Consider the following 14,988-nt stretch of genomic DNA (forward strand, 5'->3'; position numbering starts at 1 on the left):
GGTGCGGGACACGGCCGGCCCCCCCACCCGCGCCGAGGGGGCGGGGGGGCGCGCCCCGGGGGGCGGGGGCGCGCCGCCGCCCCCCGGGCGCCCCCCCCCCCGCTGCTCAGGAGTCCAAGCGCCCCAAGGCATCCAGGTCCACTGCCTCCTTGACGAGGCTGAAGCCGTCCGGGGGAACGCCCTTCGCCGACGTGAGCCAGGCGCCGCGGGCGTGGGGACGCGTGCGCCGCGCCTCCTTGCCGAGCAGCAGTGCGACGTAGCAGCCGTAGTCGATGGCGTAACCGTCGTAGAGCGTGCCGGGACGGTGCGAATCCACCAGCCCGCGCCGCAACACGTGCAGTAGCCGCGCGTCGTAGAGATCCTCGATCATCTCGTGCCGTGCCCCGGAAAGCTGATCGAGCACGAAGGTCCGGGACCGGCGTTTGCCGACGACCTCGTCGACGAGCAGCCGCAGCAGGCGCAGCGCTTCCCCGTTCCCGCTGATCGCGGTCTGCTTGTCCCGCAGGTACCAGTCCCTGGCGGCCAGCCGGACGTCGCGCAGGCCGATCGTTCCGTCGTGCGCGTACTGCGCGGCGAGCGCCGCGATGTTGATCGCGTCGCGCGGCACGCCTTCGGCGGCGCGGACGAGTTCGGCGAAGGCCGTGCCGCGGAAGGCGTCCGCCACGAAGCTCGCCGGATCCGGCGGCAGGAAGGAGGAGATCATCGACGCCAGTCTCGATCCGGCGTGATTGTGGAAGAGCTGCGCGAAGAACTCCTGCGCCCGCGTCCGCGAGGCGTCGAAGATCATGATGTCGTCCAGGCTCACCGCCGACGCCGCGTCCGCGCCGACCTCGATGCCGAGGTGGTCGCCGTCGGCGAGGCGCTCGCGGAACCGGGACCGCCGCTCGATCGCGGCGATCTTCACCGTCATCCCCGCGGTCGGCAGGACACAGCGCCGCAGCAGATCCGCGAGCAGCGGCTGCAACTCCAGCGGAAGGCTGCTCCATTCGTCCAGCAGCAGCCAGATCCGCCGCCCCTCCAGCGCGCCCGCGATCGTCCGCATGGCGCGGTTGAGCGGGCCGAACACCAGATGGCTGCGCTCGGTCCCGGTGCGCCGCAGCCTGCTCTCCCCGCTCACCGACCGCCGGTGCCCCATCGACATCTTCAGGCTCAGCGGCACGCCCGCTTCGACACCGTTCGTGGCCTCCTCCGCCAGCCCCGCGCGGGTCTCCCGTTCCACCTCGCCGACCACCTCGACGGCGGTCGCGGCCTCGGCCAGCGCGTCCAGTGCGGGCAGCAACACCTCGGGATCGCCGAGTTCCCGGTCGACCGCGACCGCGAGCAGTTCCTCGTGGATCGCCTCGAGCGTGTCGATCAGCAGGTGCGTCCCGCGCGCGGCGGTGCTCAGCGAGCCGTCGGCGTACAACCCGCCCGCCGAGCCGAGCGTCCGCAGGTCGAGGTACACCGCGATGTCCCCGGTGTTGTCGACGAGGTCACTCAGGTAGAGCAGCGCGTGCGTCTTCCCCGTGCCACGCCTGCCGTAGATGATCTGATGATCGGTCGAGTGCAGCATCGCGGAAAACGATCCCGCGGTGACGAAGGTCTGGGTCAGCGTCGCTCTGTCGGTGCTCTCCGCGCGTCGTGGGATGCGCATGAGCGCCTGGTTCACATGCCGTTGCCGCCCACCGGTCCCCATCGCAGCAACCTTGCCGCGTGGGGACGCGCCGGGCAGCCGCCGTCCGCGTGACCGCTGTCGGCACCCCGGGTGACGCCGACCCGGACGATCAGGGCAGGCCCCACGGCGTCGAGACGCCGTTCGCGGGAACCGGGCGGACGGTGAAGTCCGGCCGGTCACCCTTCCGGTACACCACCGCCTCCTCCCCCGCGCGCAGCTCGAGCTGGAGGTCGCCGTTCGGCAGCGCGCGCCACCGCTTCGGCCTGCCCCAGGTGTCCCGCACGACGAGGTCGCCGTCGATGCCCGGCCGCAGCACGCACGGCGCGCCCGCCTCGCTCCGGATCCTGAGCCACCGCGTCTTCCCGCCCTCGCGCGACGCGCTGAGCAGGAAGGCACCCTGGGTACGGAAGTCCGACACGGCGACGTCGCCCCAGTTCGCCGGGACGGCCGGGAACAGCCGGATGACCCCGCCCCAGCTCTGCACGAGCATGTCGTGCAGTGACTGCGCGGCCGACAACGGCGTCTCGATGACCGGACCGGACTCCTTGTACATCGTGTTCGGCTGGATGAACCGCTTCTGCAGTTCGCCGAGGTAGTACGCGGCCTTGTCACCGCGCAGCATCTGCGCCGACATCGACGCCGCGCCGGTGAACGTGTAGCCCTGCAGCGCGCCTTCGAACCCGACCCAGTGATCAAGCGACGTTTCGATGATCTTCCGGTGTTCCGGCTGTTCCCAGGTGATCTCGTACAGCGGGTAGATCTGGAGCAGGTGCGAGTAGTGCCGGTGCGATTTCGCGAACGGTACGCCGGCGCCGATCATGTACCCGTTGGCGTCGGCCGGATAATCGGCCAAAGTGGACAGTACCTGCTGCCAGCGCGGTGCGAGCGGGTCGGCGATGCGGAGTTCGCGCGCCGAGTCGAGCAGTGTCCTGCAGCCCCAGCGGATCAGCGACAAGTCGTAGGTGCAGTCCGGGGCGTTGACGCCGTACTCCGGCGAGAACGTCGCGGGCAGGTGAAGCCGGCCGTCCGGCCCCTCCTTCAGGAAGTGCAGGTAGTAGTTGATCGCCCGGCGCAGCAGCGGGAACAGCGTGTCCCGCAACAACTTCCGGTCCATGGTGTGCCGATAGGACAGCCACACGTTGTGCAGTGCCCAGGTCAGGTTGCCGACCTCCGGCGTCGGCGGGTCCTGCCCGGGGATGCCGACGGCGTATCCACTGGTGGTCCCGGCGGCCCCGTTGAGCAGGCTCATGTCGGTGGTGCGCGGGATGCCCGCCGAATCGGCGCGATACGGCTCCGCGAGCTGATTCGACAGGTTGGCACGGTACCTGTCGAGCGCGTAGCTGACGGCGTCCAGTTCGAGGTGGTTCGAACCGTGGATGAGCCAGTATTCGAGCTGTACGTTGAGGTTCCACCAGGTGGCGGGCCACGGTGTCGGTTCGAGCCACGGCCCCGAAGTCGCCATCACCGGCGCCTCCCTGCGAGCGGCGGACGCCACCTTGTACAGCTGGATCCAGTAGAAACTCTGCAGCCGGGTGTCCGGAATGGACAGGAAGCTGCGCCGGTAGTAGTCGTGCCACCACCGCCGGTGCCCGTAGGTGAGCAACCCGAACGGTTCCGCGTGGCGGACCGCGCGCAGCGCCACCGCCTTGGCCGTCCTTTGTGGATGCGACCACGCGACCGAGGCGTAGAGCGTGCGCGCCGAACCCCACGACGTCTCACGCCATGCGGTCACGTGCTCCCCGCCGGCGAGCAGGCCCTGGACGGCGAGGTGACAGTCCCCGCTCGTCTCCGTGCTCGCCGGCGGGTTCGCGACATACCCGGCAGGCGGCGGTTTCCCGAACTTCGGGTCGGTTCTCGGGCTCACGGCCTCGGCGGGGTGGAAGACCCAGCGGAAGTCCCGCTCCCCCTCGGTCGGCCGGACCTCGATCGCGAGCAACGACTGTTCACTGTGGACGATCGCGCGCAGCGCGAGGCTGCCCGCCGCCGTGGTGATCGTGCCGGTCAGCTCGGCGTTCCACAGGTCCATCCGCCAGTCGATCGCGGTGATCGCGCCGACCGGCTCCAGCGTGAAGTAGCCGATCGGGAGCCGGGCGAGGCCGAACAGCGAGCCGAACTCCGGCCGGTGATCCTGAACCTGGCTGTGCTGGACGTTGAACCGCACGGCGTTGCGGCCGGGCTCGGCGTAGATCCCCGAACCGAGGAAACCGTTGCCCAGGAACGGGCCCTCGTACCAGGTCTTCGGCATGGTGCGCCAGAGCAGGTCGGCCGAGCCGAGGAACCGTGCCCAGTCGACGTCCGCCCGGCCGAAGGACTCGGCCGCCGTCGCCGTCGTTCCGGTGCCCGCGAGCCCGGCGGCGGCGAGCCCGGCCAGCGTCCCGCCGAGCATCGTTCTCCTGCTGATGTCCATTCGCAGACCTCCTTGTCCGTGTCCTCGCCTCAGCCGGGCAGCCCCCACGCCGGTGCCGTGCCGAGCGCCGTGACGTCACGCGGATCCAGGTCGGGGCGCGCGCCGCGCCGGGCGATCACCGCGGTGCCGCCGCGACGCAGCCGGACGGCGATCCGGCCGGGCGCCTCGGCCCGCCACGGCACCGGACGGCCCCAGCCGTCACGGACTTCGATGTCGCCCCGGATACCGTGTTCGAGCACGAGCGGCTCGCCCGCCTCGCTGTGGACGCGGATCCAGTCGGTCGCCCCGCCGCGACGCGAGGCGTCGACGACGAAGGCGCCTTCGGTACGTAGTCCGGCGAACGAGGCCTCGGCCCAGCTCGCGGACACCGACGGGAACACCTTGAGCACCCCGTTCGCGCCCTGCACCTGCATGTCCACAATGGACTGCGCCGCGGTGATCGGGCTCTCGATCGCGAAGTTCGCGCCCTCGCGGTACATCGTGTTCGGCGTCAGCTGGGTGTCGCCGACGATCGTCCGGTTCAGGAAGACCTGGAGGAATTTCAGCGCTTCCTCCGGCGCGTCCATCACCGAGCACATCGAGGACGCCGCGGCGTAGCTGTAGCCGTGCCACAGGGACTGCATCGACGTCCAGTGATCGAACGTCCGGCGCATGACGTCGCGATCCCCCGGCCGCTCCCACAGCTTTTCGCGCAGCGGGTAGAGCCACAACAAGTGCGAAAAGTGCCGGTGCGAGTCGGCGAGCGGAACGCCGTCACCGATCAGTACCCCGTCCGCACCCTGGTGGTACGGCACGAGTTTCGCCGAGATCTCCTGCCACGCCTTGATCCGCGGATCGTTGATGCGCAGTTTCGCGGCCGTGTCGACGAGCGTGCGCGCGGCCCAGCGGATCAGCGAGAGGTCGTAGGTGCAGTCGGCGGCGTCGGCGTACTCCGGTGAGCGGGTCAGCGGCAGATGCAGGAGGCCGTCGGCACCGGGCGTGAGGAAGTGCCGGTAGAAGTTGAGCGCCTTGGCGAGCGCCGGGTACAGCTCGCGCAGCACCCGCTCGTCCATGCTGTGCCGGTACGCGAGCCAGACGTTGTGCAAGCCCCACAACAGGTTTCCGGTCTGGTCGGTCTTGTTCGGCGTGCCGGGGACACCGACGGTGCGGGTGCCGCCGGGCCGCAGCCGCCAGTCGCTCGGGTGCGACAGCGCGTACGTCTCACCGTCACGGTAGGCCGGGGGCACCGAGAGTTCCAGGTTCGCGTGGTCGCGGCGGAACGTCGTGGTGACCGCGTCGAGCTCCGGATGGTTGGCGCTGTTGACGATCGGATACGTGACCTGGACGTTGAGATTCCACCACACCGCGGTCCAGCTGTTGCCGACTTCGGGGAACCATGGTCCCCATTCGGACACCACCGGCGCGTCCGCCCGGGTCGACGCGGCGATCTTGTACAGCTGGATCCAGTAGAACCGCTGGATCCACTTGTCCGGCACCGAGACGAAGCTCTTGTGGTGGAAGGAATTCCACCAGTGGCGATGACGTGCGACGAGGATGTCGAGGTTGCTGGAAAGCGCTTCCTGAACGCCGCGGATCGCGTCGCGGGTGTGCGTCGGCTTCGGGAATCCGTAGACGATCGTCGCGGCGAGCAGCCTTCGCGTGCCGAATCTCCGCTCCCGCCAGGCGGTCGTGTACCCGCCCCCGGCAAGCAACGGCTGTTCGGCGTACTGGACGCCGCCGCTGATCCCGAGGGTCGGCGCCGGGTTGGCGACGTACTCCGGGGGCTTGCGGATCGTGCGCGTGGTCGCCGAAACGAGCGGCTGGAAGGCCCACGCGGCATTCGCTTCGCCCGCGCTGGGCGAAAGGGAGACGAGCAGGACGCCGAGGTCGTTGTGCACCAGCGCGGAGAACGCGACCGAGCCCTGCGTGGTGGTCACGGTGCCGGAAAGCTCGGCGTTGTAGATGTCGAGCGTCCAGTCCACGGCGGTGATCGCGCCCGCGAAGGTGAGCGTGAGATAGCCGACCGGCAACCGCGACAACCCGATCCCGGCCTCCCACTGACCGCGCTGATCCTGGACCTGGGTGTGACTCAGCATCAGCTTGAGCGTCTGCGGCGTCGCGCCGCCGTAGATCTGGGCGCCGAGATATCCGTTGGCGAGGAAGGGCGCGTCCTGCCAGCCGGCTGGGAGGCGAGCCCAGCGCAGATTGGCGTCCGTGGCGACGTCGCGATGGATGTCCCGGCGCCCGTGACCTGCCGCCTCTCCTTCGCCGCCGCCTCCGCTCGCGCTCGCCGGCGGTGCCGCCCGCGCCCACAACCCACCGAGCGCGGCCGCCCCGGCAGCGACGGAAGCCGTGCGCAGCAAGGCACGACGGGACACCTCGACCATGGAGCGCCTCCCGGATTCATACAATGTTTCGCCGGAGTCACCTCCCGACGAACGGCATATTTCCAGACCTCCCCGGAAGCTGCCTAGCCCAGACATCCGATGTATCCCGCTGATCGGCACCCATTCAAGGTCGTGAACGCCCTACGCCCCCGCCCCACCCCCGTCCGTCGCGAACGACGCGTTGCGGACGTTGAACGTCCCGAACGCGTCGTTGAGGGCATGGGTCACGCCGAAGGAACTCGTCCCAGAACGTCGCGAACGACGCGTACGGGACACTGAACGTCCTGTACGCGTCGTTCGCGACGGAACGGCCGACTTCTCCGCAGCGCCAGCCGCACCTGGCGACACCAGCCGATGTCCCGAACGCGTCGTTCACGACGTGCGCCGGCGCTCCTCGACCTCTCCCGCACAAGGCGCCGCGAGGCGGACGTCCGGTCGGCGTCGCACGGCGGCGGCCCGATAGGCCGCGACAAGTTCCGCGGCGACTCGGCGCGGCTCAGTCCGCAATCGGCCGGGCAACGTCTGGACGACAATCACCCCCGCCGCGGCGTACCGCGCGTTGCGCTCCAACGTCGCCGCGTAGTCCTCGCGCCGGTAGTGGAACTCCAGCGAATCGATCTCCCACGCCAGCCCGACCTCGTCACACCAGCCGTCCGGGATGGCAATGTACATGCCTTCGGAGTCCTGGATCTCGACGTTCCACGTCGGCCGCGGAAGACCGGTCAGCCGCCACACCCGCATCGCGTCCACCTCGGCCACCGATCGCGCGCCTTCCATGACCTTCCCGAGCAGAGCACGAGGCAGAGCCGAGCCGCGGCTACTGCCGCAAGCGAGCTCATCGGCCAAAGTGGACGGACTCACCTTCCCGCGCTGCACGACCTCCGTGAGCAACGCGGCCACCGGAGCCGTCAGCCGCATCCGGCGGCACTCGTCGAGCACCGCCCGTGCCAACGGGGCCAGCGGCAGATCACCTCGCACCACCGGCTCGGGCATCCTGGTCGTGCGCTCGATGAGCACGTACCCGGCGCTGCTGACCTTGCAGGGTTCCGGTACGAGCAGATGAACGCGCTCGTCCTCACGCAGGTTCCGCATTCCCTGCCGGCGGCAGGATTCGGCGCCCGTGACGACCGCCTCCGGCCCCGCATAAAGCAGCGCCGCCTCGACGAGTTGCCTCCGCGTCGGTTCGGCGGAACTCAGCAGCACCACACCGGGCAGCAGCCTCCGCCACGGCTGCCCGGGGGCGCACCGCCGATAGCTCGTCCGCGACGGCACGCCGAGCTGCTCCAGCCGGGCGACGGTGATCGCGCCGCGCCGGCTCTGTTCGTACAGGGCATCCAGATCACGCGCCCACTCTCCCCTACGCACCCAGTGATCGTCACCGGCCGCACCACCCCGCGCCAGACCCGGAGCGATTCTGTGGACAGCTCACTGTCACGGCTGGACCGTTCGCGCCGCCGCGTGTCGCGAACGACGCGTACGCGACGATCAACGTCCCCAACGCGTCGTTCGCGGCGTCGCCACGGTGCGGTCAGGCGTCCGGCAAGGGTGGCAGCACCGGATTGTCCAGCCAGGTCGCGAAAAACCCGGCCAGTGACTCTCCCGCATACCCTTCCGCGAGCGCGGTGAACTGCGCCGTCGTCACGGTGCCGTGCCGGTGGTCGGTGGCCCACGCCCGCACCAGCGGGAAGAACACCGCGTCGCCGACCCGGTGCCGCAGGGCGTGCAGCGTCAGCGCGCCCCGCTTGTAGACGCGCTCGTCGAACATCTTCGCCACGCCGGGGTCGGCGATCCGCAGGTCCATCGGCTTGGCCCGCATCCGGGAGTGCCACGACGCGGCGAGCGCCCGCACGGCCTGGCCGCCGGACTCCTCCGACCACAGCCACTCGGTGTAGGTCGCGAAGCCCTCGTTGAGCCAGATGTGCCGCCAGTCGGCCACCGTCAGGCTGTTGCCGAACCACTGGTGCGCCAGCTCGTGCACCACCAGCCGCTCGTGGGTGCGCCTGCCGTCGACGTGGTTGGCGCCGAAGATCGACATGCCCTGCGCCTCGATCGGGTCGTCCAGCTCGTCGTCGGCGACCACGACGACGTATTCCCCGAACGGGTAAGGCCCGAACCACTGCTGCAGCAGGTCCATCATGGTGCCCTGGCGCCCGAAGTCCCGCTCGAACGGCCTCCGCAGGCGCGGCGGGACGGCGGCGCGCAGCGGAACGGGGCCCGCCACCAGTTCCACGTCCTCATAGCGTCCTATTTGGACACTCATGAGATAGGTCGGCGTCGGCTCCGTACGCTCGAAGACCCACTTCGTCGTGCTCGCCGAGTCGTACCGCGAGACGAGATTGCCCGTGACGGCGACCAGATACGGCGAGGACGTCGACACGGTCACGCGGTAGGACGCCTTGTCCGCCGGGTGATCGTTGCACGGGAACCACGACGGCGCGCCGACCGGCTGGCTCGCGACGAGCGCGCCGTCGGTCAGCTCGTCCCAGCCGATGTCGCCCCAGCGGCTCGCCACCGGGCGCGGGTTGCCGACGTACCGGACCTCCACCCGGAACTCCACACCCGCCGGGATCGACCTGGCCGGTTTGACCTGCAGCTTCTGTCCACGGTGGACGTACTTGGCCGGCTTGCCGTCGACGAGCACCCTGCCGATCCGGAACTCGCCCAGGTCGAGAGTGAATCGCGAGAGCGCTTGCTGCGCGGCGCAGGTGAGCACCGCCGTCGCGGACAGCCGGTTCGGGCCGATCCGGTAGTCCAGGTCCAGGTCGTAGTGCCGGACGCGATAGCCACCGTTGCCGTGGCGGGGAAGGTAGGAATCTCCGGAGGTGTCCGCCCCCGGCGCGGGAGCGGAAGCCCTCGAAATCACTCGTCCGTCACCCTCGCCACGCCGAAATCGGATTGCCCAGCCAGCGCGAACCGGCCGGAACGGCGTCGCCCCTGGTCACCAGCGACCCGGGTCCGACGGTCGTCCGCGCGCCGATGCTCGCGCCAGGCAGCACGATACCGTGCGGCCCGAGCGTCGCGCCCTCGTCCAGGGTAACCGGCGACATGCTCATGATCCGGTCGTGGAACAGGTGCGTCTGCACGACACAGCCGCGGTTGATCGTCGCGCCGTCGCCGAGCCGCACCAGGTCGGCCTCGGGCAGCCAGTACGTCTCCAGCCAGACCCCGCGCCCGATCTTGACACCCATGGTGCGCAGCCAGGCGGTCAGCAGCGGAGTGCCGCCCACCGAGCCGATCAGCCACGGCACCGCGAGCGCCTCGACGAACGTGTCGGCCAGCTCGTTGCGCCATACGAACGAACTCCACAGCGGATGCTCGATGTCGCGGAACTTCCCGACCAGCAGCCATTTCATGATCGTCGCGACCAACGCGGCCACGACACCGGCGGCGAGCAGCAGCGGGCCGCCCAGCAGCGCCGCGACCGCGAAGCCGTAGGCCGAGGCCAGCGCGAGGAACCCGCCCGCGACGAGCACGGTCAGCGCGACGCCGCACATGACCGGCACGATCCGGCACAGCTCGACCAGCGCCCGCGCGGCCTTGAGGTGCAGCGCCGGGGTGTAGGTGCGGCTGGTGTCCGCCTCGCCGACCGCGCGGCGCACCGGCAGCGGCGGCATCCCGAGGTACGAGGAGCCCTTCTTCGCCTTCAGCGGCGCCGAGGACAGCACGCCGACCAGACCACGCTTGGGTACCGACCGGCCCGGCGCGGCCATCCCCGAGTTGCCGAGGAACGCCTGCTTGCCGATCCGCGCCGGCGCGACGTGCAGCCAGCCGTGGCCCAGCTCGTAGGTGGCGACCATGGTGTCGTCGGCGAGGAACGCACCACTGTCCACTTTGGTCATCTTGGGCAGCGCGAGCACGGTGGACGCCTCGACGTTGCGGCCGACCTTCGCGCCGAGCATCCGCAGCCACACCGGAGTGAACAGGCTGGCGTACAACGGGAACAGCCCCTCGCGGGCCATGCCCATCAGCCGTTCGGTCGCCCACACCTGCCACGCGACGCGGCCGTGCACCGGGTGGTAGCCCTCGACCATGCCGATGCTCAGCGACCGGACGCCGGCGAGCACGAGCAGCATGTACGTCAGGAAGTACGCGATCGTCGCGAGCGGCGAGAGCACCAGCGCGTTCACGACGGCCGCGCTCAGCGTCGGCGCTCCCGCGACGGCGTAACCGAGCACCGCGACGCCCGGCAGCGCGGCGAGGCCGGGCAGGAACCCGAGCACCAGCGACGTCGCGCCGTACACGGCGGCCCAGAACCGCGAACGCGGCGGGCGGCTCGACGGCCACTTCAGCGCGTCCTTCGCGTCCTTGGCGACACGCGCGGCGGGCGAACCCGCCCAGCGCTGACCCGCGGGCACCGCACCACGCACGGTCGAACCGGCGGCGATCTCCGCGCCCTTGCCGATCCGCACGCCGGGGAACAGCGTGCTGCGGGCGCCGATCCGCGCGTCCGCGCCGATCCGGATCTTGCCGATGTGCACGAGATCGCCGTCCACCCAGTGGCCGGACAGATCGACCTCGGGCTCGATCGCGGCACCGCGGCCGAGCTTGAGCAGCCCGGTGACCGGCGGCGGCGAGTGCAGGTCGACGTCCTTGCCGATCCGCGCGCCGAGCGCCTTCGCGTAGGTCGCCATCCAGGACGCCCCGGCGACGCTGTCCGCGCCGCTGAACTCGGCGAGCTTCTCCGCCGTCCACAGTCGCAAGTGGACACTGCCGCCGCGGGGGTAGCTACCGGGGCGTACGCCGGAAAGCAGCACGCGCGCGCCGCCCGCGGCGATCGCGATCCGGCCCGCCGGGCTGAACAGCACCAGCCAGGCCAGCCCGATCCAGCCCCAGTTCAGCGTCGGCGCCCAGCCGAACCCGAGCAGCGCCAGCACGTTCGACAACGCGGCGGCGACGGTCGCCCAGCGCAGCCCGACGAGGCCGAGCAGCGGGACCATGAGCACGCTCTGGATCAGCCCGGCCCGGCGCGGCGTCGGCGCGATCTCGCGGCTCTCGGTCTCCTGGCCGCTCAGCGCGTCCAGCATCGCGGCGAGCGCGCCCAGCTTCGGGTGCTGGTAGATGTCGGACACCGACACCTGCGGGTGCCGGGTGCGGATGCGCGCGATGAGCTGCGCCGCGGTGAGGCTGCCGCCGCCGTGCGTGAAGAAGTCCGCCTTCGGGTCCTTCACGGACACACCGAGGATCTCCGCCCAGCCCTCGGCCAGCCAGGTCTCGGTGGCCGACAGCCCGGCGGCACTGGCGTCCACTGTGGACAGCGGCCAGGGCAGCGCGGCGCGGTCGACCTTGCCGGAGGTGCGGGTCGGCAGGTCGTCGATGACGGCCAGCAGCGGCACCAGCGCGGCGGGCAGCTGCTCGCGCAGGCGGGTCGCGGCGTCGTCGAGATCGAGGTCCGCGTCCGGCGCCGGGACGACGTAGCCGACCAGGACCTGATTGCCCGCCTTCGTGCGGCGGATCGCGGCGGCGGCGCCCTGCACGCCGGGCAGCGACTGCAGCGCGGCGTCGACCTCGCCCAGCTCGATGCGGCGGCCGCCGAGCTTGACCTGCTCGTCGAGCCTGCCGAGGAACAGCAGGCCCTCGGGTTCCGCGCGGACCATGTCGCCGCTGCGGTAAGCCCGCTGCCAGCCGAGCGCGGGCAGCGGCGCGAACTTCTCGGCGTCCTTCTCGGCATCGAGGTAACGGGCCAGCCCGGCGCCGCCGATGACCAGCTCGCCGGTCTCCCCCATGCCGACCGGCTCACCCGCCTCGTTGACGACCGCGAGCTGCCAGCCGACCAGCGGCAGGCCGATGCGGACGGGCCCCTCGCCGGTCAGCTGCGCGGCGCAGGCGACGACGGTGGCCTCGGTCGGGCCGTAGGTGTTCCAGACTTCGCGGCCCTCGACGGCGACGCGCTCGGCCAGCTCCGGCGGGCACGCCTCACCGCCGAAGATCAGCAGGCGGACGTCTTCCAGCGCGTCGGCGGGCCAGAGCGCGGCGAGCGTCGGGACGGTCGAGACGACGGTGATGCGCTGCGCGACCAGCCACGGGCCGAGGTCGACGCCGGTGCGGACGAGCGCGCGCGGGGCCGGGACGAGGCAGGCGCCGTGCCGCCAGGCCAGCCACATCTCCTCGCACGAGGCGTCGAAGGCGACGCTCAGGCCCGCCAGCACGCGGTCGCCGGGACCGATCGGCTCCTCGGTGAGGAACAGCTCCGCCTCGGCGTCGACGAACGCGGCCGCGGAGGCGTGCGTGACCGCGACGCCCTTGGGCTTGCCGGTGGACCCGGAGGTGAAGATGATCCAGGCGTCGTCGGCCGGGGCGGGGTTGCCCTGGCGGCCTCCAGGCGTGCCGTGGACGGTGATGGCGCCGTCGGTGGCGATCGCGGCGACGCCGGCCTCGCCGAACACCAGCTCGGCGCGTTCCTCGGGGTCGTCGGCGTCGACCGGGACGTACGCGGCGCCGACCGACAGCGTGGCGAGGATGGCGATGTACAGCTCGGCCGTGCCGGAGGAGATCCGGATGCCGACGCGGTCGCCGACACCGACGCCGTGCGCGCGCAGGCGGCGGCCGTAGGCGTCGATCTCGTCGACGAGCTTGCGGTAGGACAGCGTCGTGCTGCCGTCGTCGATCGCGGCGGCGTTGGGGTGTTCGGCCGCGGTGGCGGCGAGGATGTCCAGCAGGGTGCGTTCGCTGGTGCCGAGGCCGGACCAGAACAGGGCCCGGTCGGCGACCGGCGCGGGCGAGGGCGCCTGGGTGACCTCGGCAACGCACGCGAGCGGGCGGTGATCGGCGGTCAGCGTCATCGGCCGCTCACCACGTTCCGGACGCAGGCGTGCTGAAACAACATATGGGGGCGCAAGCCCATCACTCACCTTCCGCGAGTGTCATTCGGGCTTGCACTCTCCAGTTGAGGCGCCCGCAACAGACCGACCACGATACCCGGAGATGAACGAAAGGTATCTCCTGGGTCACGCCCGAGTGTCGGACGTCACCGCCCACCAGCGAACTCGCGTGTCCAGACGGCGTTTTCGCGTGATTGGACGGAGATTTCGCGAGATCTCCGTTCCATCACGCGAGATCTCTGTCCAATCACGCGAGATCCCCGTTCAGCGGGTCCGGGATTTGGTGGGTTTCTTACCGGCGCCGGGCTTCGGTTTCTTTTCCCGGACGCGGACATTCACCCGAACGGGGCTTCCTTCGAAGCCGAACCGCTCACGGAACTTGCGTTCGATGAAGCGGCGGTAGCCCGCCTCGAGGAAGCCGGTGGTGAACAGGACCAGCGTCGGCGGGCGGATCCCGGCCTGGGTCGCGAACAGCACCTTGGGCTGTTTGCCGCCGCGCACCGGCGGCGGGGTGGCCGCGATGAGGTCCGACAGCCAGCCGTTGAGCTGACCGGTGGGGACCCGCTGGTCCCACGACTTCAGCGCCGTCCGCAGCGCGGGCGCGAGCTTGCGCACCGAACGCCCGGTCAGCGCCGAGATGTTCACCTTCTCCGCCCACGGCACCCGGACCAGGCCGCGTTCGAGCTCCCGGACCATGGCGTGGCGGCGGTCCTCGTCGACGAGGTCCCACTTGTTGAACGCCAGCACGCACGCGCGCCCGGCCTCGACCACCATCGTCAGCACCCGGAGGTCCTGTTCGGACATCGGCTCGGCCGCGTCCAGCAGCACGATCGCGACCTCGGCCGCGTCGATCGCGGTCTTGGTGCGCAGCGACGCGTAGTACTCGGCGCCGTTGGCCGAGTTGACGCGCTTGCGCAGACCGGCCGTGTCGACGAACCGCCAAACCTCGCCGTCCAGCTCGACGAGCGAGTCGACCGGGTCCACAGTGGTCCCGGCCACCGAGTCCACAACGGACCGCTGCTCCCCGGACAACTTGTTGAGCAGACTGGACTTCCCGACGTTCGGCTTGCCGACCAGCGCCACCCGGCGCGGGCCGGAAGTGATCGTCTCGCGCTCGCGCGGGGCCGCGGGCAGCGCCTTGATGACCGCGTCGAGCAGGTCGCCGGAGTTGCGGCCGTGCAGCGCGCTCACCGGGTACGGCTCGCCGAGGCCCAGCGACCACAGCGACGCGGTGTCGGCGAGCAGCCGCTCGTCGTCGACCTTGTTCGCGGCCAGCAGCACCGGCTTCTTCGACCGGCGCAGCACCCGCGCGACGGCCTCGTCGGTGGTCGTGGCGCCCACGGACGCGTCGACGACGAGCAGGACGGCGTCGGCGGTGGCCATCGCCATCTCGGCCTGTGCGGTGATCGACGCCTGCAGCCCGCTGGCGCCGGGCTCCCAGCCGCCGGTGTCGACCAGGGTGAACCGGCGGCCGCTCCAGAACGCGTCGTAGGCGATCCGGTCGCGGGTCACCCCCGGCACGTCCTGCACGACGGCCTCGCGGCGGCCGAGGATGCGGTTGACCAAAGTGGACTTGCCCACGTTCGGCCTGCCGACCACGGCGAGCACCGGCTGCGCGAGGTCGGCCTCGGTGCCCGCCTCCTCGGCCTCGATCCGCGCGTCGAGTGCGGCGAACTCCGCCTCGTCGGACCAGGTCCCGTCGACCTCGCCGACACCCGCCGACGTCTCGAACTCACTCATCAG

The 14,988-nt window shown here is 70.9% G+C and carries 7 protein-coding genes; all 7 read right to left on the reverse strand.

What is annotated here, in order from left to right; translation table 11 throughout:
• Positions 1-106 precede the first annotated feature (106 nt).
• The 7 genes from ACFWX1_RS35605 to der all read right to left on the reverse strand — a co-directional run bounded on the left by ACFWX1_RS35605 (position 107) and on the right by der (position 14,985).
• Positions 107-1,675, reverse strand: a complete 1,569-nt coding sequence (locus tag ACFWX1_RS35605; protein ID WP_378394189.1) for a hypothetical protein — start codon at positions 1,673-1,675, stop codon at positions 107-109.
• An 88-nt stretch (positions 1,676-1,763) separates the two neighbouring features.
• Entirely contained in the window at positions 1,764-4,061 is a 2,298-nt protein-coding gene (locus ACFWX1_RS35610; RefSeq protein WP_378394190.1) for a Tat pathway signal sequence domain protein, read from the reverse strand.
• 29 nt (positions 4,062-4,090) lie between these two features.
• Entirely contained in the window at positions 4,091-6,427 is a 2,337-nt protein-coding gene (locus ACFWX1_RS35615) for a hypothetical protein (RefSeq protein WP_378394191.1), read from the reverse strand.
• A 372-nt stretch (positions 6,428-6,799) separates the two neighbouring features.
• The gene (locus tag ACFWX1_RS35620; RefSeq protein WP_378394192.1) at positions 6,800-7,792 is read right to left on the reverse strand and encodes a hypothetical protein; all 993 of its coding nucleotides are present in this window, start codon (positions 7,790-7,792) and stop codon (positions 6,800-6,802) included.
• Between the two features lie 163 nt (positions 7,793-7,955).
• Positions 7,956-9,290 (reverse strand): M1 family metallopeptidase, encoded by a 1,335-nt coding sequence (locus ACFWX1_RS35625; RefSeq protein ID WP_378394193.1) that lies wholly within the window; start codon positions 9,288-9,290, stop codon positions 7,956-7,958.
• A 7-nt stretch (positions 9,291-9,297) separates the two neighbouring features.
• Positions 9,298-13,206, reverse strand: coding sequence for a Pls/PosA family non-ribosomal peptide synthetase (locus ACFWX1_RS35630; protein ID WP_378394194.1), 3,909 nt, complete (start codon positions 13,204-13,206; stop codon positions 9,298-9,300).
• Positions 13,207-13,509: 303 nt separating this feature from the next.
• Positions 13,510-14,985, reverse strand: coding sequence for a ribosome biogenesis GTPase Der (gene der / locus ACFWX1_RS35635; protein WP_378394195.1), 1,476 nt, complete (start codon positions 14,983-14,985; stop codon positions 13,510-13,512).
• Positions 14,986-14,988 lie beyond the last annotated feature (3 nt).

Origin of the sequence: Amycolatopsis sp. NPDC059021, from assembly GCF_042739895.1 — a bacterium.
Classification (GTDB): Bacteria; Actinomycetota; Actinomycetes; order Mycobacteriales; family Pseudonocardiaceae; genus Amycolatopsis.